This window comes from Candidatus Brocadiaceae bacterium (assembly GCA_012728835.1).
Taxonomy (GTDB): domain Bacteria; phylum Planctomycetota; class Brocadiia; order SM23-32; family SM23-32; genus JAAYEJ01.
In genome coordinates this window covers 1-23,705 of sequence record JAAYEJ010000052.1, presented here as the reverse complement: position 1 = coordinate 23,705, position 23,705 = coordinate 1, and the positions used below count along the sequence as shown (strand labels likewise).

Annotated in this window: 21 protein-coding genes; 16 read left to right on the top strand and 5 right to left on the bottom strand. The window is 71.4% G+C overall.

Translation table 11 applies throughout. The features are described from left to right. Window positions 1-157 precede the first annotated feature (157 nt). From GXY85_08190 to GXY85_08180, 3 genes are all read right to left on the bottom strand, one after another. On the bottom strand, window positions 158-1,189 hold the full coding sequence (locus GXY85_08190; protein ID NLW50807.1) for a DUF4236 domain-containing protein: 1,032 nt from the start codon (window positions 1,187-1,189) through the stop codon (window positions 158-160). Window positions 1,190-1,389: 200 nt separating this feature from the next. Beyond that, a complete protein-coding gene (locus GXY85_08185; protein NLW50806.1) occupies window positions 1,390-1,845 on the bottom strand; it encodes a YraN family protein in 456 nt (151 codons plus the stop codon). A gap of 43 nt (window positions 1,846-1,888) precedes the next feature. Next, a complete protein-coding gene (locus tag GXY85_08180; protein ID NLW50805.1) occupies window positions 1,889-3,439 on the bottom strand; it encodes a hypothetical protein in 1,551 nt (516 codons plus the stop codon). A 307-nt stretch (window positions 3,440-3,746) separates the two neighbouring features. Between GXY85_08180 and GXY85_08175 the strand changes: the two genes are divergently transcribed. Together GXY85_08175 and purQ are read left to right on the top strand one after the other, a co-directional pair. Beyond that, entirely contained in the window at window positions 3,747-6,257 is a 2,511-nt protein-coding gene (locus GXY85_08175) for a hypothetical protein (GenBank protein NLW50804.1), read from the top strand. A gap of 98 nt (window positions 6,258-6,355) precedes the next feature. Further along, window positions 6,356-7,138 (top strand): phosphoribosylformylglycinamidine synthase I, encoded by a 783-nt coding sequence (gene purQ / locus GXY85_08170; protein NLW50803.1) that lies wholly within the window; start codon window positions 6,356-6,358, stop codon window positions 7,136-7,138. Between the two features lie 73 nt (window positions 7,139-7,211). On the opposite strand, the gene GXY85_08165 is transcribed toward purQ, so the two are convergent. Beyond that, on the bottom strand, window positions 7,212-7,886 hold the full coding sequence (locus GXY85_08165; protein NLW50802.1) for a PhoU domain-containing protein: 675 nt from the start codon (window positions 7,884-7,886) through the stop codon (window positions 7,212-7,214). A 243-nt stretch (window positions 7,887-8,129) separates the two neighbouring features. Here GXY85_08165 and ispG point away from each other — a divergent pair, with 243 nt between their 5' ends. The 6 genes from ispG (at window position 8,130) to GXY85_08135 (ending at window position 16,179) form a co-directional block, all read left to right on the top strand. Continuing rightward, a complete protein-coding gene (gene ispG / locus GXY85_08160; protein NLW50801.1) occupies window positions 8,130-9,395 on the top strand; it encodes a flavodoxin-dependent (E)-4-hydroxy-3-methylbut-2-enyl-diphosphate synthase in 1,266 nt (421 codons plus the stop codon). Further along, complete coding sequence (locus GXY85_08155) at window positions 9,392-10,564, top strand: 1-deoxy-D-xylulose-5-phosphate reductoisomerase (protein ID NLW50800.1); 1,173 nt, start codon at window positions 9,392-9,394, stop codon at window positions 10,562-10,564. The genes ispG and GXY85_08155 overlap by 4 nt, the downstream gene beginning before the upstream one ends. After that, entirely contained in the window at window positions 10,546-12,354 is a 1,809-nt protein-coding gene (locus tag GXY85_08150; GenBank protein ID NLW50799.1) for a PDZ domain-containing protein, read from the top strand. The genes GXY85_08155 and GXY85_08150 overlap by 19 nt, the downstream gene beginning before the upstream one ends. A gap of 385 nt (window positions 12,355-12,739) precedes the next feature. Then, complete coding sequence (locus GXY85_08145; protein NLW50798.1) at window positions 12,740-13,591, top strand: formylglycine-generating enzyme family protein; 852 nt, start codon at window positions 12,740-12,742, stop codon at window positions 13,589-13,591. A gap of 69 nt (window positions 13,592-13,660) precedes the next feature. Further along, window positions 13,661-15,382, top strand: coding sequence for a hypothetical protein (locus GXY85_08140; GenBank protein NLW50797.1), 1,722 nt, complete (start codon window positions 13,661-13,663; stop codon window positions 15,380-15,382). Then, window positions 15,379-16,179 carry a hypothetical protein gene (locus GXY85_08135; protein NLW50796.1) on the top strand — a complete coding sequence of 267 codons (801 nt, stop codon included), beginning with the start codon at window positions 15,379-15,381 and terminating at the stop codon, window positions 16,177-16,179. Before GXY85_08140 ends, GXY85_08135 begins: the two co-directional genes overlap by 4 nt. Before the next feature lie 52 nt (window positions 16,180-16,231). Here GXY85_08135 and GXY85_08130 read toward each other — a convergent pair whose 3' ends face one another. Beyond that, window positions 16,232-17,080: a GNAT family N-acetyltransferase gene (locus tag GXY85_08130; protein ID NLW50795.1), complete on the bottom strand. Its 849-nt coding sequence runs from the start codon at window positions 17,078-17,080 to the stop codon at window positions 16,232-16,234. A gap of 223 nt (window positions 17,081-17,303) precedes the next feature. On the opposite strand from GXY85_08130, the gene GXY85_08125 reads away from it, so the two are divergent. The 8 genes from GXY85_08125 to GXY85_08090 all read left to right on the top strand — a co-directional run. Further along, complete coding sequence (locus tag GXY85_08125) at window positions 17,304-18,152, top strand: hypothetical protein (protein NLW50794.1); 849 nt, start codon at window positions 17,304-17,306, stop codon at window positions 18,150-18,152. Between the two features lie 302 nt (window positions 18,153-18,454). Next, a complete protein-coding gene (locus GXY85_08120) occupies window positions 18,455-20,182 on the top strand; it encodes a type II/IV secretion system protein (GenBank protein ID NLW50793.1) in 1,728 nt (575 codons plus the stop codon). Window positions 20,183-20,220: 38 nt separating this feature from the next. Next, window positions 20,221-21,429 (top strand): type II secretion system F family protein, encoded by a 1,209-nt coding sequence (locus tag GXY85_08115; protein NLW50792.1) that lies wholly within the window; start codon window positions 20,221-20,223, stop codon window positions 21,427-21,429. Window positions 21,430-21,451: 22 nt separating this feature from the next. After that, window positions 21,452-21,949, top strand: coding sequence for a type II secretion system major pseudopilin GspG (gene gspG / locus GXY85_08110; protein NLW50791.1), 498 nt, complete (start codon window positions 21,452-21,454; stop codon window positions 21,947-21,949). Beyond that, the gene (locus GXY85_08105; protein NLW50790.1) at window positions 21,912-22,472 is read left to right on the top strand and encodes a prepilin-type N-terminal cleavage/methylation domain-containing protein; all 561 of its coding nucleotides are present in this window, start codon (window positions 21,912-21,914) and stop codon (window positions 22,470-22,472) included. The genes gspG and GXY85_08105 overlap by 38 nt, the downstream gene beginning before the upstream one ends. A 5-nt stretch (window positions 22,473-22,477) precedes the next feature. Further along, window positions 22,478-22,840: a prepilin-type N-terminal cleavage/methylation domain-containing protein gene (locus tag GXY85_08100; protein NLW50789.1), complete on the top strand. Its 363-nt coding sequence runs from the start codon at window positions 22,478-22,480 to the stop codon at window positions 22,838-22,840. A 4-nt stretch (window positions 22,841-22,844) separates the two neighbouring features. Further along, window positions 22,845-23,453: a prepilin-type N-terminal cleavage/methylation domain-containing protein gene (locus GXY85_08095; protein ID NLW50788.1), complete on the top strand. Its 609-nt coding sequence runs from the start codon at window positions 22,845-22,847 to the stop codon at window positions 23,451-23,453. Window positions 23,454-23,456: 3 nt separating this feature from the next. Continuing rightward, window positions 23,457-23,705 (top strand): hypothetical protein (locus GXY85_08090; GenBank protein ID NLW50787.1); only part of this gene is annotated, 249 nt, incomplete at its 3' end.

Here is a 23,705-nt window from a genome sequence, read left to right as displayed (position 1 = left end):
TGGTCCGAGGCTGAACGGCCTGCGTGCAGGCAAGAATGCACAGGCGAGAGCGGCTGTGCCACACCGGCAGCGGCGAGGTCCTTCGCGCCGCCTGAGTGGCGCTCAGGACGACACGACGGGCGAGGACGCGCGGGGCTACCCGTGTGTGGGGGGGGCGTCAGAGGCCGAGGCGTTCGGCGACGTCCTCCAGAGACGGATCCTCGGCGTAGAGCTTCTCGAACTCCCGGCGGGCCTGGGCCGCCTGGCCCAGGTCCTCGTAGACGCACGCCCGCTCGTAGCGGATGGCGCGCAGCAGCTCGTCGTCCCGGTCCTTCCTCCTGCGGCCGGCGGCCGTGAGCTGGTCGCGTGCGGCCGCGTGCAGACCCAGCGTGCGCAGGGCCTGGGCCTTGTAGAGCATCAGCGCGGCGTGGGCGGACGACTCGTTGTCCACGGTGCCGGCGATCTCCAGGACCTGCCGGGCCCGCCGCTTGTCGCCGGGCGCGCCCTCCAGCATGAGTTCGACCACCGATGCCCTGACCACGACGTCCTCCGGCGCCTCCCGCCGGAGCCGCTGGAGGCAGGCCAGGGCGTCCTCCACCCGGTCCTGCGCCTGGTAGACCTCGGCGAGGCCCAGCAGGACGCCGCGCCTGCACGGCCGGACGTGTGCGACCAGGAACTCGGTGATCGACAGCGCCAGCTCCATCTGCAGGCCGTACTTCTCGAAGTGGCGGCCGAGCGAGGCGTGCTGCGTCTCCGCCCGCTGCAGGTGCTCAGCGGCCTCCTCCAGGCGGTCCGCCTGCATCGCCAGGAAACCGGCCAGGAACGAGGCGTCGGCCAGGTGCGTCGCACTGCGCAGTTCCGCCGAGGCCTTGTCGACGTCGCCGGCGACATACGCCTTGCAGCCGTCGACGAACGCCCGCTCCGACCTGGGCGTGGTCAGCCGCTGGAAGAAGTTCAGGTCGAGTTTGTTCTCCGGCTGCGGCGCCGGCGACGCCTTGGGGGCCTGCCGGGACCGCTGAGCGCGTTTCGTCCCGAAGACCCGGGTGTACGACAGGCCCGTGCCCGGCAGGCCCACGGTCGCCCGGGCGCCCTTGCGGCCCAGCGTGACACGCGCGCCGCGCACTCCGAACGAGGGCGTGACGCCCGTCTTGCCGATGTTCAGCCGCACACCCGGGGCGATCTTCACCCGGCGAAAGAAACGAAATCCCATCGTCGCTGTCCTCCCGATCCCTTCCGGCCGTTGCCGGGCCTCCTGCGAATGCGTTGCGCGGCAGTGTGCGCGCGTGCCATGTAGCGTACGCCGGCAGACTCGTCCGTCAAGCGAAACCGCACCGCAGCCCGTTGCGGACCGCGAGCGCAGGGCCGGGACGACGGGCTGCAGCGCGCCATCCGCTGCGAGCGGGCCTGCGTCTACGAGGACCTGCGCCGGGGGATGCGGGCCTCGAAGGCGCCCTCGACGTGGCGTATCTCCTGCCGGGCGCCGTCCGGCGCGAACAGGACCGTCACGACGTCGAACCGCAGGGCGGTGTCCGGGTGCCGCCCTGCGTGCCCGGCCAGGTAGGCGTGCGCCGCGCGCACGACGCGTGCCTGCTTCTGCGGCGTGATCGTGTAGATCGGGTCGAACGGGGCCGGCTGCGTCTGCGAGCGGACCTCGACGAACACGAGCGTGCCGCGGCGGAAGGCGACCAGGTCGATCTCGCCGCGAGGCGTGCGGAAGTTGCGCTCCAGGATGCGATAGCCCGTGCGCCGGAGCAGGCGCGCGGCGGCCTGCTCCCCGCGACGTCCGAGCGCGGCCCGCGGGTCGGGCGGGGCGTCGGGCCCGCCGAGAAGGCGTTTCAGGATCCCCGGCAGGTGTCTGAGGGCCATGGGGTCTCTCCGGGATGCGGGACGCCGGCCCCTGCGCCGGACGCTACGCCATGCGCAGTTCCGGCCCGATCAGCTCGATCAGCGCGTCGCGCATCTGCTCCATGAGGGCGGGCTCGCCGTCGGCCTCCACGTAGAGCCTCAGGATGTCGCCCGCGCCGGCTTCGGTCCCGCTCTTACGCAGGCAGAACCACCAGTCGTCCGCCTCGGCGCGGACGTCCGAGACGCTCAGCTCTACGCCGTCGGGCGGGTAGGCGTCCACCATGCGTACGCGGTCGTCCACAACCACGTAGAGCCGCCGCACGCGGTCGCGGAACCGCCGCACCGCCTGTGCGATCACCTCGTCGCCGGGGCGGTCCGCCGGGAGCTGGAAGTTGATCTCGCCCGACTCATGGTAGCGGCTCCGGAACCCCTCCAGCGCGGCCGACAGCGGCGTGCCTTCCGCGCGCAGGTCGGTGACGGTCTCGAGCATGAGCACGCAGGCCATCATTCCGCTGTCGGAGCACCAGAAGTCGCGGAACACGTAATGCGCGCTGTGCTCGGCGCCGAACGCGATGCGCGGGTCGGCGTGCATGATCGGTTTGATCTTGCCGTAGCCGACGGGCGTCATCAGCGTGCCGGAGTCGCCGAGCACGTTGCGGCGGTCGCCCAGCGTGTCCGGCACGACCCAACTGGTGGCCAGGTTGAACGCGATGCGCGCCTCCTCCCCGAGGTGGCGGCGCAGCCGGCGGCCGATCAGCGTCGTGACCATCGGCGGCGGCAGGGGCCGGCCGCGTTCGTCGCAGACGGCCAGGCGGTCGGCGTCCCCGTCGAGGCAGAAGCCCACGTCGCTGCCGGTGCGGACGACCAGGTCGCTGAGCATCCTCTGATAGCGCTCCTGGAGCGGGTTGGGCACGATGATGGGGAAGCTGCCGTCGGGCACCTCGTTCGAGAACGTCCATTCGAACTGCGGGGCCACCGCGGCCACCTCCTGCATGATGGGACCGCCCATGCCGTTGCCCGCCTCCACGGCGACGCGCAGCGGCGCACGCGTGCCGGCGGCGTTCAGGTCGCAGCCCGCCCGCTCCAGGACGGTGCGCACGTAGTCCGGCGCGAACTCGTCCCACCGCAGCCGGTCCGGAACGCGCCGCTTGCGGATGCCGGCGGCGAGGCGCGAGATCGGGTCGGCGGGGGCGGGAGGCGGAGTCGCCGCCGCCAGCGCCAGCGTCAGGCCGCTGCGCCCGTAGAGCTTGAAGCCGTTGTACTCCTTGGGATTGTGAGAGGCGGTCACCATGACGCCGCCGTCGATGAGGTCGCCGTACCGGGCCGGCAGGAAGCCGACCAACTCCGTGCCGGCGCGGCCCATGTGGATGGGGCGGCAGCCGCCGTCCTCGAGGCCGGTCCCCAGGGAGGCGGCCAGCACAGGGCCGCTCAGGCGCATGTCGTGGCCGATGACCACGTTGACCGGCTTCACGGCTGTGGACGCCGCCAGGGTCTCCGCCACCGCCAGGCCCAGCGCATAGGCGAAGTCCGCGTCGAGCGTGTGCCCATACACGCCCCGGATGTCATCTCGTTTGATGGTCCTCTTGACGCCGGCCAGCACGTCGGCGAGTGTCATGTCGGGTCTCCTGGATCGAGAAGGGTACGGCTGCCACCTTACCAGAGCGGCCCCGGAGGTGCAACACGGACACACGGACTGACACGGACTGACACGGACACACGGACTGACACGGACACACGGACCGGCACGGACACACGGACCGGCACGGACACACGGACCGGCACGGACACACGGACCGGCACGGACACACGGACCGGCGCGGACCGGCAGGGACTGCCGGCTTGACTGTCGGCGTCCAGGCCGCTATCCTCAGGGCGTCGGGGGAAACGCCGGACCCGCTGCGGGGGGGGCCGAGGAGGGCGCCATGTCGCGGAGGCTGCTGCTCGTCTGCACCGTGGTTGCCGTCTGCGCGGGGTGCGCGTACCTGGACGACCCCGGCCTGGTCGACGCGGCCACGCGGTATCCTCCCCTCCTGGAGATGGCCGGCACGAGCCGGGCGTTTCGCGCGGGGGACTGGTCGCCGCTGCCGGCCGGGCCCGGGGCCGAGGGGCGCCCGGGCGACTTCGTGCTGCAGAACGCATTGGCGCGCTTCGTGATCGCGGCCGACGACCGGGACGGCCTGCGGCGGATCGCCGGGAACGTCATCGACGCCGCCGTGCAGGGCGGCGAGGACCGGATGCGGCTGCTCGTTGCCCTCATCGGCGAGGGCGCAGCGCGCCGGCCCGTCTACGAGGCGGTGCACATCGAGGAGCCCGGCGACCTGCACGCGGCCGCCGTGGTGGTCGCCGAGGGCCGCGTGCCGGGGTGGGAGGCCCTGGCCGTCTCGACCTCCTACGTGCTGGAGCCCGACAGCCCGGCCCTGAGGATCGTCACGAGGGTCCGGAACACCGGCCAGAGGATGATCGGTTCGCTCTCGGTCGGCGATGCGCTCTACCACGGGCGGACGCTGCGGTTCCTGCCCGACGCCGGGCTGATGCCGGCCGGTCGGTCGAGTTCCTCCCGCTGGATGGCCTGGCTGATCGACGACTTCTGCTGGGGGCTCCACGTGGAGGGCGCGTTGCCCATCGAGGGCGTTCACCGCGCGGGCCGGTCCGAGCTGCGCTACGCCCGCCTGGACGTCGCGCCCGGCGAGGTGCGCACGTGCGAGCGCCTCCTGACGGCTGCCGTCGGCGGGGCCGAACAGATCTGGCAGGCCGCCCATCCGTTTGCCGAATCGGCGCGGGCGCGCTTCGTGGTGCAGATCGCCGATCGCGACAGCGGCCGGCCGGTCGCCGACGGAGAGGCGCTGGTGACCCCCGCCGGGGGGGGCTCGCCCGTGATCCTGCTGGCGGACTCCGCCGGGCGGGCCGGGCTGGACCTGCCGGCCGGACGCTACGACGTGGCGTTCTGGGGGCCGGGACGGCCCCCCGAGGGCCACGTGGCGGTCACCGTCGCGGCCGGCACCACCCACGTGCAGTCGATCTGCATGGCCCCGCCGGCCGCCGTGTCGGTGCAGACCCGGGTGCTGGAGGACGGCTTCGCCTTCCCGGCCGCCGTGCGCACGGCCGCCTATCCGCCTTCGGACCCGGAGGCCCCGCTGCTGCGGCTCCCGCCGTTCCCGGTGGGCGCCTGGACGCCGGCGGTCGGGTTCTGCGCCGGGGCGGTCGTCCTGCCGCTTCTGCCGGTCGGCCCCGACGCCCCGGCGACCGCCATGGTGGTGTCGTCGCGGGGGCCGTTGTTCCGATGCGGCGCACAGCGGGTGCAGGCAGCGTGCGGGGAGACGGTGCCCGTGGCCCTGACGGTCGACCGCGCCGTGGACCCGGGCGACTACGTGAGCGTCGACTGCCGCCAGCACACCGACGCCAGTCCGGACAGCCCCCTGCGGGCGGAGGAACGCGCCGCGGCCAACGCGGGCGAGGACCTGGCGGCCGGCGTCGTCTCGGACCCCGTGTGGCCGGCCGTCCCTCTCCCGGGCGCCCCTGCGGGGGACGGCCGCCTGATCCGCGGGCTGCGGGTCGCCATCGACGGTGTGGGGGCCTTCAGCGCCTACCCGATCGAGCCGGGCACGCCCCTTCCGGCCGACCTGCACGGCATCGCGGCGGTGGCGGACGCCGTGGAGGTCGTGCGGCGGCTGCGCCGGGCGCTTCCCGACGCCGTGATCCAGGTGGACGATCCGCTCGATGCGGAGGCGGGCTGCTTCGCGCTGAGCGGCTACGATCCGCTCAGGCAGCGCCGTGTGCCGGAGGTGTTCGGGGCGCCGTTCGACGCGGTGGAACTCCGGACCGACTGCGGCCCCGCCCGTGTGGAGGGAACGCTGTCCCACTGGTTCGCGCTGCTGAACGCCGGCCGTCGTGTGGCGCTGACCGGCGGATCGGGCGCACGCGACCTGGGCGGGGCGTCGTGCGGGACGGCGCGCACGTTCCTGCACTGCCCGGCGGGCGACGGCGAGCCCACCGCCGGCGATCTGGCCGGGGCACTGCGGGCACTGAAGTCCGCGCCCAACGCCGTGGTGAGCAACGGCCCCTTCATCGAAGCCATGATGAACGAACGGCCCATCGGCAGCGTCGTGGACGGCGGCGGACGGCCGGTTCGGCTGGCCCTCCGCGTCTACGCCCCGCCCTGGATGGATGCCGGCTCGGTGCTCATCTACCGCAACGGCGACGTGGTGGAGACCCTGACGCTGGAGGCGCCCGAGGGGGCCGCCCTGCGGGCCGACCGGTTGCTGGAACTCGACGCCCCGCGGGACTCCTGGTTCGTCGTGCGCGTCTGCGGCTCCCGGCCCCTGCCGGCCCTCTACTGCATGACGGCCGATGGGCCGCCGGGCGTCGCGGTGACCAACCCCTTCTGGGTGGATGCGGACGGCGACGGGGAGGTGGGGCCCGTCGGCGGGCCGTGACCGGCGGCGGTTGGCAAACGGCCCCGGGCGCATTAGAATGGCGTCCGTCGCCGTGACGTGCGGCGCGGTGCCGCCAGACCCCAACCGAGGCCCATCCGATGCCCGTCAACGTGCTCATTCTGCGAACGGCCGGGACCAACTGCGACCGGGAGACGGAGTTCGCGTTTCAACTGGCCGGCGCCCGCACGACCTCCCTGCACGTCAACGCCCTGCGGGCCGATCCGTCCGAGCTGGATCGGCATCACGTCCTGACCATCCCCGGCGGGTTCAGCTACGGCGACGACCTGGGCGCCGGGCAGGTGCTGGCGAACGAGCTGCTGGCCGGTCTGCGCGAGCCGCTGGAGCGGTTCCTGAAGGCCGGCAAGCTCGTACTCGGGGTCTGCAACGGCTTCCAGGTGCTCGTCAAGACCGGCCTGCTGCCCGGGCTGGAGCGGTGGCGGCGGCAGGCGACGCTGACGTCCAACGATTCCCACACGTTCGAAGACCGGTGGACCTACCTGACGGCGCCCGAGAGCCGGTGTGCGCTCTTCGAGGCGGGCGAGCGCCTCTACCTGCCGGTGGCCCACGCCGAGGGGAAGTTCGTCGTCGAACGCCCCGAGGTGCTGGACGAACTGCGGCGCAACGGGCAGATCGTCTGCCGCTACACCGATGCGCAGGGCGCGGCCGGCGGCTATCCCTGGAACCCCAACGGGTCGATGGACGACATCGCCGGCATCTGCGATCCGACGGGGCGCATCGTCGGGATGATGCCGCACCCGGAACGCCACTGCCTGCCGTTGCAGGACCCGCGCTGGCCGCGCGAGGGGCTCAAGGAGGTAGGGGAGGGCCTGCGCGTCTTCCGCCGGGCCGTGGAGTTTGCGAGGCGCGAGCTGGGCGGATAGCGCCTGTGCCCGAGTGGGCATCCCCGGGGCGCGTTGGACGGGCACGACGGGGCGTGCGCCTCCAGCGGCGCCGTCAACAACCCTCGGCGACGTGGTTGCGCAGGTAGAAGTGCCGCACCTGTGTGGCGCCCTCCAGGGACTCCCGGCCGATGTGTTCGAGGCGCAGCGCGATGGCGGCCAGTCCGGCGCCGGCCGCCGCCTCGACCTGCCCGCTGCCCACGCCGTCCATGAGCGAGTGCACGGCCCGGGAATGCAGGGCGGACAGCGATCGGAACGTCCCGTGCAGTTCCGTTGCGCGGTCGGGGTCGCCCTCCACCAGCGCCGCGATGCAGCCGCCCAGCAGGCCCTGGGCGAGTTCCGCCAGGCGCGGCACCGAGGAGGCCGCCCGGGCGGCGCTCATGCGGGCGGGGTCGCCGGAGCGCACGGCGTCGGCGATCCGCAGGGCCTGGTCGCCGATGCGCTTGAAGGTCCCGGCGATCTTCACGGCCGCCGACAGGAAGCGCACCTGCCCGCCGTCCTGCGGCCCGGCCATGAGGAGTTTCGTGCAGAGCTTGTCGACCTCGATCCACTGCTCGTGCGTCCGGTAGTCCTCCTCCCGCAGTCTGTCCACGGCGGAGGCGTCCCCGTCCAGGAGCGCCACCAGCGTGGCAGCCAGCAGCGACTCGGCCATGTTGCCGAGCGCCACCACCTGCTGCTTGACGGCCGGCACCTCGCCGGGGTGCGCCGTGCTGTTGCGGGCCGGGCTCATGTGTTCGATTCTAATGTGTGCAGGGTGTGCATTCAAGATGTGCGCATGGATGGCAATGTCAAGCGAAGGCCGGCACTTGAAGGGATGGCCCCCGGGCGCCCTCAGTGCGTAGCGCCGGGCGTCTCGCCCGCGCGCCGTGCGCGTGCAGGGGGGGGGGAGGTTGACGCGGCAGGGGTGATTGTGTATGATAGCGACTGAGAGCCGCTGCAGGGGTTTGGTGGAGCCCTTCGAGCCCGCCGGCTCATGCGAACGTGCGGCGCCGGAGGCCGGGGCGGCACGGCGGGCGGTTTTGATTTCGGCGGTGAGACGGCGTATAATCGACGCAGGTGGCGTGTGCGCGGCCGCAGGTCGGTGGTCGGTCCGTCTTCCCATCCCCGAGGGTATCGCCGAGTGATCGAGCTGCGAGTCACGAGTGCCGGACGCCGTCCGACACGCCCTGCGAAGTGCGGTGGTGTGCTGATCGGCGCCGGGGCGCCGGTCAGCGTGCAGTCGATGACGACGACGCCGACAGAGCGGGCCGACCTCACGCTGGGGCAGATCGAGGAACTGGCCGCGCTCGGCTGCGAGATCATCCGGTGCGCGGTGCCCAACCGGCGGGCCGTCGACGGCCTCCGGCGCATCACGCAAGCCTCGCCGCTGCCGGTGGTTGCGGACATCCACTTCGACCACCACCTGGCCCTGGCCGCGCTGGAGGCCGGTGCGCACGGCGTGCGCATCAACCCGGGCAACATGCGCGATCAGGAGGGCCTACGGGCGTTCTACCGGGCGGCCGCGCGGGCCGGGGCGAAGGTGCGCATCGGCGTCAACTCGGGGTCCATCCGGCCGCGCCGGGGCCTGGAGGTCGACCCCGGGGCACCCGCCGACGACATGGCGGGGCTGATGGTCGAGACGGTGCTCGATTACTGCCGCGCGGCCGAGGCGGAGGGGCTCGCCAACATCGTGCTGAGCCTGAAGGCGAGCGACGTGCCCACGACGGTCGCCGCCTACCGGCGCGCGGCCGGCTGCTGCGATTACCCCCTGCACGTGGGGGTCACGGCGGCCGGGCCGCCGCGCACGAGCACCGTCAAAAGCGCTGTCGGGATTGGGACGCTCCTGGCCGAAGGCATCGGCGACACCATCCGCGTGTCGATGACCGGCCCTCCGCACGAGGAGGTACGGACGGGCATCGCCATCCTGGAGGCCCTGGAGCTGCGCCGGCCGGAGGGGCCGGAGGTTATCTCCTGCCCGACCTGCGCGCGCTGCGAGATCGACCTGCCGGCGCTGGTGGACGAGATCAGCGACGCCGTGCGCGGGCTGCCGGGCGGGCTGCGCATCGCGGTGATGGGCTGCGTGGTCAACGGACCGGGCGAGGCGGCGGAGGCCGACGTGGGCGTGGCCGGCGGCAGGGACTTCGGCTACGTGTTTCGGGACGGGCGCCGGGTGCGGAAGGCGCCGGCCGGCGAGCTGGCGCGTGCCCTGCTGGAGGAGCTGGAGCGCCTGCGCGCGGCGCGCGCGGAGGGGCGGCCATGACGGGGGCGGCTGCGGCCAGGAACGTGGTCGTTCTGGGCAGCACCGGCTCGGTGGGCTCCCAGGCGCTCTCGGTGGTGCGCAGCATGGGCGGCCGCGTGCGCGTCGTCGGGCTCTCCGGCGGTTCGCGCTGGCGCGACCTGGCGGCGCAGGCGCGGGAGTTCGGCGTCGAGGCCGTCTCGGTGGCGGACCGCGAGGACGCCCTTCGCCTGAGGGACGCGCTGGACGGCTGCGGCACCGAGGTGTTGTGGGGCGCCGAGGGGCTGCGACGGCTGGCCGGCTGGGGCGGGGCCGACGTGGTGCTGAGCGCCGTGAGCGGTGGGGTGGGCCTGCCGGCGGCCGTGGCGGCCCTGGAGGCGGGCAAGACGCTGGCGCTGGCGAACAAGGAGGCCATGGTCATGTTCGGCCCCGCGCTGATGGCGTTGGCGCGGGAGGGCGGCGGGGCGATCCTGCCCGTCGACAGCGAGCATAGCGCGCTCTTCCAGCTCCTGCGGTCCGTTCCGCCGGAGGAGGTGGCCCGAATCGTGCTGACCGCCAGCGGCGGGCCGTTCCGCGGCATGACGCGGTCCGAGCTGACCCGGGTGACCGCCGAAGACGCGCTGCGGCATCCCACCTGGCAGATGGGGCGGAAGATCACGGTGGACAGCGCCACGCTGATGAACAAGGCGCTGGAGATCATCGAGGCGCGCTGGCTGTTCGGGCTGCCGGCCGACCGCATCGGGGTGGTCATCCATCCACAGTCGGTCGTGCACTGCCTGGTGGAGTTGGTGGACGGGTCGGTGCTGGCGCACATGGGGGCGCCGGACATGCGCCTGCCCATCCAGTATGCGTTGAGCTACCCCGAGCGCACGGCCGGCCCGGTGGAACGGCTGGACCTGGCGCGGCTCGGCGGTTTGGAGTTCTGCGAGCCGGACTTCGCGACCTTCCCCGCGCTGGCGCTCGGCTACAGGGTGGCGCGTGAGGGCGGGACGAGCGGGGCGGTCCTGAGCGCCGCCAACGAGGTGGCCGTCGCTGCGTTTCTCAACGGCGAGGTCAGCCTGCCCGGCGTCGTCGACGTTGTGGAGGACGTGATGGACCGGCACTCCGTGGAACCGGCGGCCGGACTGGCGGCCGTGATGGCGGCCGACCGGTGGGCTCGAGAGGAGGCACAGAGTTGTTTGCATCGGCCCTGAACGGCGTTATGGCTGTGATCGCCGTAAGCCTGCTGATCGTCGTCCATGAATTCGGGCACCTGATCGCCGCCAAAGCGGTCGGGATGCGGGTCGAGGTGTTCGCCATCGGCTTCTGGAAGAAGCTGATCGGCGTCCGGGTGGGCGAGACGGAGTACCGCATCTGCCTGATCCCCCTCGGCGGCTACGTGAAGGTGAGCGGCGATGACTCCGCCCCGGGCAAGGCCGAGCCGCATGAGTTCTGGTCCAAGACGCCCGGCCAGCGCGCGCTCTTCGTGCTTGGCGGGGTGACGATGAACCTGGTGCTGGCCGTCGGCCTGTTCATCGTGGCCTTCGCCATCGGCGTGCCGTTCACGGTCGGCGAGGTCGGCCGCGTGCTGCCGGGCGAGCCGGCCTGGCAGGCCGGGCTGCAGGCGGGCGACCGCATCGTGGCCGTCGACGGGATGCAGAACCCGACCTTCGAGGACCTGATCCGCAGGGTCGCCCTGGGCGGCAAGGACCAGTTGTACCTGCACGTCGAGCGCGACGGCAGCTTGATGGACTTCGCGGTCGCCCCGCGCTACCATTCCGGGGCCGGGATGCGGATGATCGGCGTGGAGCCGCCGGTCGAGCCCGTCGTGACGAAACTGACGGACGTCGACGGTCAGGAGGACGCCGGGCCGGCGGTCGAGGCCGGGATGCGGCCGGGCGACGTGGTGCTGGCCATCGCGGGCCGGCCGGTCGCCACGGCGTTCGAGCTGGACACCGAGCTGGCCGATTTCGAGCCGGGCGACGAAGTCGAGCTGCTGATCGAGCGGGAAGGGCAGCCGCTCACCGTGCGGCCGCGCATGGTCGCATCGCCCCAGAAGGGCCTGGGCATCTCCGGCCTGACCGCGGTCGTGGAGGCGGTGGCCGCCGGCGGCGAGGCCGAGCAGGCGGGCCTGCGGGCGGGCGACCGCATCACGGCCCTGAACGGCGTGCCCGTCGGCAGCGGCATCGACCTGGAGCTGGTGGCCCGCGAGCAACTGGGCGAGATGGCGCTGACGGTCGAACGCGACGGCGGCGAGGTGACCGTGGCGCTGACGCTGCCCGACAGGGTCTCGCTGGCGCGGTTCCGCCGCAGCGTCCTCTTCGAGACGGGACCCGAGATGACCTGGGTCCGGGAGGGCAGCCCGGCCTGGGAGGCCGGCCTGCGGCCCGGCGACGTGATCGTGGGTATCGGAAAGAAGGAGGTCAGCGCCTGGAGCGACATCGGCCGCGCGCTCGCCGGCGGGGGAGATGACCCGCGCGTGGTCCGATGGCTGCGCGACGGCCAGATCGTGGCGGCCGAGATGCTGCCGGTCGAGGACCCCACCCTTGCCGTGGGTCACCCGGGTTTCCTCTGCGAGAGGCCGAAGACCGTCCTGCAGCGGTATGGCGTCCTGGCCGCCGTGCAGAAGGGCGTCGTGAACACATGGCAGACGCTGGCGGAGATCGTCCTGATGGTGCGGGGGTTCGCGACCCGCAGCGTCAGCACCGAGCAGATGGGCGGCATCGTGTCGATTGCCGTCGTCTCATACCGCGCCGCTCAGCAGGGCCTGGGCAAGTTGCTCTACCTGACGGCCGTCATCAGCGGGTCGCTGGCGTTCCTGAACATCCTGCCGATCCCCGTGCTGGACGGCGGGCACCTGCTGTTCATCCTCATGGAGAAGCTGCGCGGACGCCGTCTGGGCGAACGCGCGCTCCTGCTCTCCAACGCCGTCGGCCTGGCGCTGCTTCTGATGCTCGTCGTCTACGTGACCTGGAACGACATCGCTCGGCTGGTCGGGCTGTAGGGGCGGGCTCCCGGCGGCCGTCCCGCTCCGCGGCGACGGGGCGCCGGACGTTGATGTTGTCGGGTCGGGACGTACAATAGGTCAGTGAACCGCCCGATCCGGCGGGCTGTGCCGGCACGGAGCCGGCCTTGCGATGCCCGAACATGAATGGGCCGATACGATCGTGCGCCCTCTGCTCTTCCTTCCCATCGCCTGCGCGATCTGCGGGTGCGCCCTGTCTGCGACCGGGCGTTGCGCGGACGCGCAGACGATGCGTATGCAGGACCCCCCCCATGGGACGACGCTGTCCGAACAGAGCCGGAGCCGCCAGAGGGCTGCAGGGGTGACGGCGCACGCGGACCGTCCGGCGGCGGACACCAGCACGGCAGCCCGGGATGCCAGGACAATGGCAGAGCTACAGGCGAAGACGGGACCGGGTGGACCGGAGACGACGCCGCCGGCCATGGCGGCGTCGGACGTGCCGGCGGGATGGACTGCGGAGGCGCGCCGCGTCACGGCGGCGACTCCGGACGGGGAGACGGTGGTGGACGTCGTCTACTACCGCAACTCCATCGGGATGGAGCTTGCCGCTGTGCCTGCCGGCGCCTTCGCGATGGGCAGCCCGCGCGGCGAGCCGGCCCGGGACGGCAGCGAGCGGCCTCAGCATGAGGTGAGGATCACGCGCCCGTTCCTCATCGGCGCCTTCGAGGTGACGCAGGAGCAGTATGAGGCGGTGATGGGCGGGAACCCGTCGCAGTTCCCGGGCGCTCGCCGTCCCGTGGACAGCGTGTCGTGGCATGACGCCGTGGAGTTCTGCCGGCGGCTCTCGGAGGCGGAGGACTGCACGTACCGCCTGCCCACTGAAGCCGAATGGGAATACGCCTGCCGTGCGGGTTCGACCGAGTCGTACAGCTTCGGGGCCGACCCGCAGCGGCTGGACACTGCAGGCTGGTACTCGCGCAACTCCGGCGGGCGATCTCAGGACGTCGGCGGCCGGTTGCCCAACGCCTGGGGGCTGTACGACATGCACGGGAATGTCTGGGAGTGGTGTCTGGACTGGTATGACTCGGGGGCCTATCGATCCGTGGTCTCCGCCGAGGATCCGACGGGGCCTGCCCGGGGAGCCTACCGCGTCGTGCGCGGTGGCTCCTGGTTCGACTACCCTGTGCCGCTTCGGTCCGCCGCGCGCGGGCGCGATCGTGCGTCCAACCGGGTGGCCGACCACGGCTTCCGCGTCGTCTGCGAACTCATGCCGTAAGCGAGCCCTGCCGTCGTCAGCCGACCACGTCTGTTCCGAGGAGCCGGGAGACCTCCCGGGGGAAGTGCAATGGGTACAGTGGAGATGCTGGTTGTCGTTCTGACCGCGTGCGGCGTGCTGATGGCCGTGGAATCGGGCCTGCAGGGCGCGGAGGCCGCCTCGACGCCGTGGCCTCCGCAGTACAGGCAGGGCGGCACGGCTGCTGACGTGCTCGGCCCCGACGGCGAGACCTGGTTTCCCGACTGGACGGGTGCGGGCGTGCAGGGGGGGATTCCGGACGTGCGGGCCTTCTGCCGGATCGAGGACTTCGGCGGCCGCGCCGACGACGACCGGGACGACTCGGATGCGCTCCAGACGGCCTGCAGCGCGGCCGGCCGGGCGGGCGGCGGGGCCGTGCTGCTGGGCGAGGGGACCTACCACCTCGACCGCAAGGTGCTGATCCGGCAGAACGGGGTCGTCATCCGCGGCGCCGGTCGGGACAAGACCAGGATCGTCATCCGCTACAACGAGAGCGGCGGGCGCATCACGGACGGCGTCATCACCTTCGCCGGCGGCGGCGAAGAGGATGAGCGCCTGCTGGCGGCCGACGGGCGGCGCGGCGACACGCATCTGGAACTGCAGGACGCCGACGGTCTGGCGCCCGGCCAGTGGCTGGCCCTCGAGGCCCACAATACGGACCGCTGGCAGCTGCTGATCGAGAGCCTGTGCCGGCACAATCCGCGCCGAACCATGGTGCGCATCGAGCGCGTACAGGGCCGCACCGTCACGATCAACCAGCCGCTGCGCATCGACTTCCCGCTGGCGGACGCGTCGTACGTGACGAGCGCCGCCCCCATCGAGCGCTGCGGCATCGAGGACCTTTTCATCACGCAGGCCCGCCGCGAGCCGAAGATCTGCACCGTGCTCTTCCTGCGGGCCGTCAACTGCTGGGGCCGCCGGGTGACCGTGGACTGGACCGGCCGCATGCCCCTCTACGGGTCCCACGTGAAGTGGATGGAGATCCGCGACTGCGAGTTCAACCACGCGCACGACATGGGCGGGGCCGGCACCGCGTACGTGGGATGGCAGTACAGCTCGGACTGCCTGATGGAGAACGTCACCACGCGCAACATGCGGCACGCCCCCAACCTCGACTGGGCGTGCAGCGGCTGCGTGTTCCGCAACTCCACGTTTTACTACAGCGACGGGCAGATGCATTCCGGCTGGTGTCACGAGAACCTGTGGGAGAACTGCGTGATCCTCGAGCCGCGCGGCCGGCCCACGGGCGGCGGCTCGTATGGGCACGCCTTCTGGGCGACGCCGCCGTCGGACAGCAGCCACGGCCCGAACGGCCCGCGCAACTGCTTCTACAACTGCGACTTCCGGAACACCACCGAGCACGTGGTCTTCGAGCCGGGCATGATGCACTACGGCCCCTGCGGCATCGTGCTGGGCGGGATGAACGAGAACTGGCTCTTCTTCCACAACCGCATCCTCTCGCGCGGCCCCGCCATCCTCATGCGCGGTGCGCAGTTCGATCACGTCATCAAGGGCAACGTGTTCTCGGTCGCCGACGACTTCGCCGCGGTGGTCGCCGAAGACGCCGCGCGCACGAGCGGTCTGACGATGGTCGGGAACACCGTCTACGGGGGCAACGGCGCGGTCTTCGCCGGCAGTCCGTCCGCCGCCGTGGTCGAGGGGAGCGTGATCCTGGAGGCCGCCGACGGCATGCCCCCGCGGCCCCGGCCGGACGTGCCGTCCATCTTCGAGTGGCAGCGCCGGAACCGGCCGCCGGCGGGAGGCGATCGATGAGACTGCGGGAGAAGCTCTGGCTCTGGGGACAGGACGCCGGCACGCACCACGCCTATCACGGCAACGAATGGAAGCTCCCCGGCGTCAATCGCATGGGGCCGGCTGAGAGCGCGCGTGATCTCGGTCTTGTCAACTGCTGCCGCGTCGTGATGAGCAACAGGCCGCTGCCGCCGTTCGACGCGGAGTCGGAGAAGCTCAAGGACCTGCACCGGGTGGTGTGGTCGATCGTCGGCGACGGCAGTTCCGTGCGCAACAATGCCGGGGCGACCGACCTGGAGGAGGTGATCCGGCAGGCGCGCCTGTTCCCGAACGTCTGCGGCGGCATCTTCGACGACTTCTTCGTCGACAACGCGCAGCCCCGCGTCTCCCTGGACCAACTGAAGGAGACCAAGCGGCGCCTGGCCGACAACGAGGTGCGGCCGCTCGACCTCTGGGTCGTCTACTACCAGCGGCAACTGGCGCAGGACTACCGCGCCTACCTCGACGTCTGCGACGTGATCACGCTCTGGACCTGGCGCGGCTCCGACCTGCCGAAGATCGACGAGAACGTCGCGAAGCTCTGCCGCATCACGCCGGGCAAACGCCGCCTGGCCGGCTGCTACCTGTGGAACTACGGCGAAAGCCGGCCGATGACGGCCGGGCAGATGGAGTACCAGTGCGCGCGCTATCTGGACGGGATCCGGAGCGGCGACCTGGACGGCATCGTCTTCTGCGCCAGCACGCTGACGGACATCGGCCTGGAGTCCGTCGAGTGGCTTCGCGGTTGGATTCGCGAGGTCGGGGACCTGGACGTGTGAAGGCAGCCGGCCTCTGAACTCGCTGAAGAAGTCCTTTTGTGTGGCACGGGCGCTATGTGAAGCCGATCTCGATCGACTCGGCCACCCGGCGGTAGCCGATCCTGCGGTAGATGCTGTTCGACGTGGGGTTGTCGAGGTCCGTGTAGAGCGTGCAGAACTGCTTCCCGCTGTCCAGGATGAGCTGCGACAGGCGGGCGACGACGGCGCTCGCGTAGCCCTTCCGCCGGTGCTGTGGCGGGGTGTAGACGAAGCTGATGGCCTGGCCGTTGGCCGTGGGGCGCGTTCGTGCGGCCATCGCCCGTGCCTCGCCGCCATCGACCCACAGGAAGACGTCCCCACTTTGCAGCTTCGCCTCGGCAATCCGGAGCGATCGACCGCACTCGTCGTTGTGGAAGCAGTCCTCATGGAAGCGGCTCGCCCATTCCCGCACGAGTGAGGAGTGCTCTTCCGTGGCCCGCTCGAAGCGCCCGGGCGGACAGGGCGGGGGCCTCACCTGCCGCAGTTCGTAGATGCCCTGGCGCATCGTGGTGCGGAGCGCGGCGCCGGTCCGCCCCGCCCAGAGGGCGGCGAACGCCTCCGCCGTGTTCGTCGTGCCGATCACGCCCGGCACGGACCACCCGCCGCGCTGCAGTGCGTCGGCAACCGGCCCGAGGCCGCCCGCATCGGCGCCGTCAGGCTGGAACACCTGCACATTGTACGGCGGCGTCATGACGGCGGCGACGCAGAGCCGGCCGGCCGCCTCGACCGTCGCGAGGTAGGGGGGAGTGTCGTGCGCGTCGGGCGCCTCCGCCAGCCGTTTGCAGACGCCGAGCATCAGCCCGTTGGCGCTCTCCTGCTCCTCCAGCGCCTCATGCGCGACGGCCAGGAAGCCGCCTGCATCCTTGTGTTCGGTGTAGACCATGCCGTCTCGGCTGCTGTCGTTCGTCCGGACGCCCCGCGCGACCGGATGATACCGTGGGCAGGCGGGATTGGCAAGATTTCGGCGGGGCCGTGCCTACCCATTGGGGGTAGACGCTTGACCCGGCGGTGCCACCTCGGTATGTTCGCCGGGGCCGTTGCGGAGCGGGCCGGAATGGCCTGCCGCGGGCGAGGAGGGCGTCGACGCGGAGGCGGAGGGAGGCGCGATGCAGATCGACATGGACTGGCACATTCACTCGCGGCATTCGCCCTGCGGGAATCCGGAGGCCACGCTGGCGAGGATCCTGTGCGAGGCGAGGGCGGCCGGTATCACCTGCCTGGGCGTGACCGACCATCTGAACGGGCCGCCCACGGAGGCCGCCGTGCGCGCTGCACGGGCCGAGTACGACGCACTGCCGGAGAAGGACGGCTTCCTGTTCGGCATCGAGGCGACCTGCCTGCGCCGGTACGACGTCGAGGAGGCGCGGCGGCTCGGTGCGGCGGCCGGCATCTGGGGGCAGCAGAAGGGCGGGCCGGCGGGGGGCGAACTCACAGTCTACCTGCCGGAGGCGCTTCTGGCCGAAGTGCGGCCCGCGTACGTCATCGGCGGCGCTCACTGGACGCTCGGCGTGCCGCTGGACCGCGAGTCCGTCATCCGCGAATACCACCGGCAGAGCGTCCACCTGGCCCGCCATCCCGAAGTCGACATCGTGGCGCATCCCTGGTGGTGGCAGGGCGCATGGCGGGACGCCGACGGCATGTACCGCACGCTCCCGTGGTTCGATGATTTCTCCGTGATCCCGCCGTCGATGCACGAGGAACTGGCCGCCGCCGCCAGGGAGAACGGAACGGCGATCGAGATCAATGCCGGCGCCATCTTCACCAACCCCGCCTACCCCGAACGCTTCAAGGAGCAGTATCTGGAGTACCTTGCCTGCATGAAGGAGCTGGGCGTCACCTTCTCCCTGGCCTCGGACTCCCATCACCCGGGCTACGACGATCGCCTGCACCGGATCGCGGCCGAACTGGACCGCCTGGACCTGACGGAGGCCCATTTCTGGCGCCCTTCCGAATAGCCTCTGCCATCCCGGGGTATATGCTCCCAGACGCCCGGTCCGTAACAAAACGGTGACATTGCCGCCGCATACTCCTGCGGGCCGGACCGGAGGGCCCGATGCGGGAGCGTGATCGGCGCTTATGGTCGGGGCGTCTCCTGCGGATCACACTATGGCGGCACGTTCTCGGACTACGGGCGTCAATGCGGTTATGATGTAGCCGGGCAGATTTCGTGAAGCTCGCCGATTTCCGGGAACCGACGCGGGTTCCTGAACGTCTTCATGGGCAGTGCCGCGTTTCGGGGGGCGGAGGGATCGGGCGCATGAGGTCGGAGGGCATTTCGGAGGGCAACGAGACCCCTGCAAGGGCGCTCGACAGGCAGGTGCTGGCCGACGTCCTGGCGCGGCGGCGTGCCACGGGCGAGAGCCTCGGACGCTGCATGGCGGCCCACGGGTGGCGCGACGAGGCGGAGGGCCTTCGGGCGCTTGCCGCCGCTCTCGGGGTGCGGTTCGTCGATCTGGGCGAGACGCAGATCGACCCCGAGGCCGGCAAGCGACTGCCCGCCGACCTGCTGCAGCGTGCGCGCGCCATGCCCCTGGCCGTCACCGACGGGCGTTTGCTGCTGGCCATGGAGGACCCCCTGGACTTCGACACGGTCGACTGCATCCGGACGCTGACCGGGAAGACGGTGGACCGGGCCGTCTGCACGGCGGCGGACATGGACGCGGCGATGCAGGTGTTCCACGGGCAGGCCGTCGAGCGCATGCTCGAGCACTTCGCCGTCGACGCCGAGCGCCCGGACCAGAACCACCTGGAGGTGGGCCAGCTCCGAGAGATGGCCAGCGAGCCGACCGTGGTCAACCTGGTCAACCTGCTGATCGTCCGTGCCGTCCGCGACCGCGCCAGCGACATCCACGTGGAGCCCTTCGAGGCCGAACTGAAGGTTCGTTACCGGATCGACGGCGTTCTGCACGAGATGCCGTCGCCGCCCAAGCACCTGCACCCGGCCATCGTCTCGCGCGTGAAGATCATGGCCGACATGAACATCGCCGAACGTTTCGTCCCGCAGGACGGGCACATCGAGCTGAACGTGGCGGGGCACGAGGTGGACGTGCGGGTGGCCACGATCCCGACCATCCATGGCGAGTGCATCGTCCTGCGGCTGCTCGACAAGTCGTCGTTCCTGCTCGGACTTGACGACCTGGGGTTCGAGCCGGAGACTGTGACGCCCTACCGCCGGTTGCTCAACCACCCGCACGGGATCATCCTGGTCTGCGGGCCCACCGGCTCCGGGAAGACGACGACGCTGTACGCCTCGCTCGCGTCCATTTACACGCCCGAGAGGAAGTTCATCACGATCGAGGATCCGGTGGAATACGAGCTGCCGGGCGTGAACCAGATCGCCGTGCGCCCCAAGCGCGGGCTGACCTTCGCCAACGGGCTGCGATCGATCGTGCGTCAGGACCCCGACATTATCATGGTGGGCGAGATTCGCGACGGCGAGACGGCCGACATCGCCGTGCGCGCCGCGCTCACCGGGCACCTCGTCTTCAGCACGCTGCACACGAACGACGCCTGCGAGGCCATTCCCCGCCTGCTCGACATGGGTGTGGAGCCCTACCTCGCGGCCTCCGCGCTGCGCGGCATCGTGGCGCAGCGTCTCGTGCGAACGCTGTGCCCGGCGTGCAAGGAACGCAGGGCGGCCGGGTCCGAGGAGCTGGAGCGGCTGCGCCGCGAGCTGGGCCAGGAGGTGGAGCAGCCGGTTCTCCACCAGGCCGTGGGCTGTCGCGAGTGCAAGGAGACGGGCTTTCGCGGCCGCTCGGCGATTGCGGAACTTCTGGTGATTGACGACGACCTCCGCGACGCGATGCTGCGGCACGCCTCGGCCGCCGAGATCCGGCGGGCGGCGGGCCCGGGCATGCTGACGATGCGCCAGGCGGGCTGCCGCAGGGTCGTGCGCGGCTTGACCACCGCCGAGGAAGTGCTTCGCGTCACGCAAGCGGATGAGTACTCCAATGGGCGGTCGGCGAACGGGCCGGCGGCCGTCTGACGGCGCTGCCGGTTGGCGCACTGCAACGGGTGATCCAGATGCCGGCGTATGTGTATACAGCCGTGAACCGCACCGGGGAGCGCCGTTCCGGCACGGTGTCCTCGCCGGGCCGGCGGGAGGCGATCGAGCGGCTTCTGGCCGGCGGCTGGCACGTGGTGGAACTGCGCGAGGAGGGCCGCAAAGAGGCCCGCGTCACGGGCGGCGTCCGCCTGCGGCGCGGCGTGCTGCGTCTGGCGCCGCTCTGCCGCCAGTTGGCGACGCTCTGCGCGTCCGGCGTGCCCCTGATCCGCAGCATGGAGGTCCTGATCGAGCAGGCGGACGACGACCGCTCACGGCGGGTGCTGTGCGCCATCCTCGACTCGGTCAAGGCCGGGCGCAGCCTCAGCGATGCCCTGTCGGACTACCCGGAGCTGTTCCCCGACGTCATGGTCAGCATGGTGCGGGTGGGCGAGGCGGGGGGCGCGCTGGACGAGGTGCTCGCGCGGCTGGCCGACCTCTTTGAGCGGCAGGACGAGATCCGAGGCGAGGTGACGGCCGCCATGGCGTACCCGGCGCTGGTGCTGCTGCTGGGGGTGGCTTCGGCCGTCGTCCTGATCGTCTTCGTCGTCCCCCGACTCGAGGTTATGTTCGAGGGCATCGGGACGCGGCTTCCCGTGCCGACGCGGATCCTCTGCTGGCTGTCCGACTTCGTGGCCCGCCTCTGGTGGGCAATCCTGGCCGGGCTGGCGGCCGGCGCCTTCGCGGTGCGCGTGATCCGCAGACGACCCGGGTTCCGGCGTGCGTGGGACGGGATGAAGCTGCGGCTCCCAGTGCTCGGACGCCTGACGCGCCACGTGGCGATCGGCCGGTTCGCGCGGTTCCTGGGCGTGCTGGTCCATGCGGACGTCCCCATGGTCGAGTCGCTGCGGGTTGTGCGGCAGGCGGTGGGGAACGCCGTCATGGCCGAGGCCGTGGGGAAGGTGGCACAGCAGGTGCAGGAGGGCGACTCCCTGGCCGGCCTGATGAAGTCGACGGGCGTCTTCCCGCCGCTGTCCGTTCAGATGGTGGCCGTCGGCGAGGAGACGGGCCGGCTGGACCAGATGCTCATGCGGGTGGCCGAGACGCACGACCGCGAGGCCACCGCGCTGACCAGGGTGATGACCTCGTTGCTGGCACCGGCCCTCATCCTGGTCGTGGCGGCGATTGTTGCCTTCCTCATCGTGGCCCTGGTGCTGCCGATCTTCAAGATGAGCGCAGCGCTCCGTTAACCGTGGAGGACGCGACATGATGATGCGAGACGATGCAGAGGGCCGGCTGCGAGGCGCGGCCGCCGTCCGGCGGGCCCTTGAGCGCTCGGGACGTTCGGCGGCCGCCGGCTTCACGCTGATCGAGCTGATGGTCGTTGCCGTCGTGCTGGCGGTCCTGGCGGCCGCCATCCTGCCGTCGGTCGTCGGCGGTCTCGCCCCGGCGCAGCGCGCCCGCGCCGAGTCCGACGTCGCCGTGCTCGAAGACACGCTGGAGCGCTTCTACCTCGACGTCGGGCGCTATCCGACGACGGAGGAAGGACTGAGGGCGCTGTTCTTCGACCCCGACGTCGACAAGGGCGTGTGGCGCGGCCCGTACCTGCGCAAGCCGCTGTTCAAGGACCCCTGGGGGAACGAGTACGTCTACTGCTCTCCGGGCGTCATCAGCGGGCAGCCCTACGAGATACTCTCTTACGGCAAGGACGGCCAGGAAGGCGGCGAAGACGATGCGGCGGACGTCCATAGCTGGGTGGAACTGGAATAGCCCGCGCCGGCCCGGCCCACGCAACGCGCTGACACTCATCGAACTGCTCGTCGTCGTGGCCCTCATGGGCATGCTGGCCGGGGCCATCGTGCCGAGCCTGATCACGGCCGTCGAAGGGGAAGGGATCGCCCGGGCGGCCTGCGAGGTGGGCGATATGCTCGACTACGCGGCGGCCGCCGCAGTGGCGCGGCGTTGCCCGGTCGCCGTCCTCTTCGATCCGGAGCGCTGCGCCTGCCGGGCGCAGACCTGCATGACGCAGTTGCCCTGGCGCGGCGAAGACGACGCGGCCGGGACCGTCGTCCTGGCGAGCCGGCGCCTTCCGGACGGCATCGAGGTGAACGTGTTCTACGACGTGGAGGGCCGTCCGGAGGCTCAGCGGAACGGCCGAGGCGGCACGGTGGTGTTCCGCCCCGACGGTTCCGCCGACGATGCCGAGGTGGAACTCTCGGATGCACACGGGCGGACGCAGGTGCTGCCGGTGCACCCCCTGGGCGGGAAGGTCGTCTTCGTCGAGGAGGAGTGAACGACATGGCGCACGCCCGGGGATTCTCGCTCGTGGAGATGGTCGTGGCCGTGCTCATATTCAGCCTCGCGGTGACCGCCGTCCTCGGCGTGTTCGCGGCCGGCCTGCGATCGACGGCCGTGTCGCTGAACCACACGCAGGGGGTCTTCCTTGCCCAGGGCCTCGTGGAGGAGGTCCTGGCGGCCGACCAGGTGGAGGTCGGCCAGTGGCACGGGGAGTTCGGGCTCGAGTTCCCCGATGCCTGGTGGACGCGCATGGTCGAGAGCACGGACACGCCGGACCTGTACAGGCTGCGCGTGGAGGTGAGCTGGCCGGAGCACGGAACGGAGCGGACGGTCGAACTCGTGACGCTGGTGGCGGGGCGGTAGGGCCATGAGAGGCAGGCGCGCATTCACGCTGGTCGAGATGCTGGTGGCCACCGCCATGCTCGCCATGCTGGCGTTGGGAGGCTACCTGGCCCTGGCCGCCGGCACGGCGTCGGCGCAGAAGGCGCGGCGTGTCGGCCGCATGGTGGCTGCGGCGCAGGCGGCGCTGCAGCAGATGACGTCCGACGTGCGGTCCGCCGTGGCCCACCGCGACAAGGTGCGGCTGACCTCACTGGACGTGCAGTACGAGGGCCGCGACGCCGACACGATCGACTTCATGGCGCCTTGCACGGCCGACTTTTTCATGGGCATCGGCGGGCGTTGCGAGGTCGGCTACTTCATCGACAACGACCCGGCAACCGAGTCCCAGGGGCTTGTCCGGCGCGAGGATGGGACGATCGGCGACGACCCGCTGGCCGGCGGAGTCCTGCGGCTCGTGACGCCGCTTGTGTCGGAGATGAACCTGGACTTCTTCGACGGGGTGGAGTGGGTGGACGGGTGGAGCGATTCGGAGCGGTTCCCGCGGGCGGTTCGGATCGTGATCGTGGTCGCGGACCCGGACGAAGTGGAGGTCCCGCGCCGTTTCCAGACCACAGTCGCCGTTCCGGCAGGGTGACGCATGCGAGCAACGGCAGAGAAGACGCGCAGCGGCGTGGCACTGGTGACGGTGCTCTGGCTGATGACCGTCCTGAGCGCCGTGGCGCTGCAGGTCGGCCTGTTCTGCCGCCTGCGCCTGCAGCTCTCGCGGAACGTCGGCGAAGGGGTCAGCGCCTTGATGCTCGCGCGGGCCGGGGTGGAACACGCGCTGGCGGACCTGAAGGCCGCCCGCGACGGCATCGTCGCCCTGGATGACCTCCGCCCCGAAGGG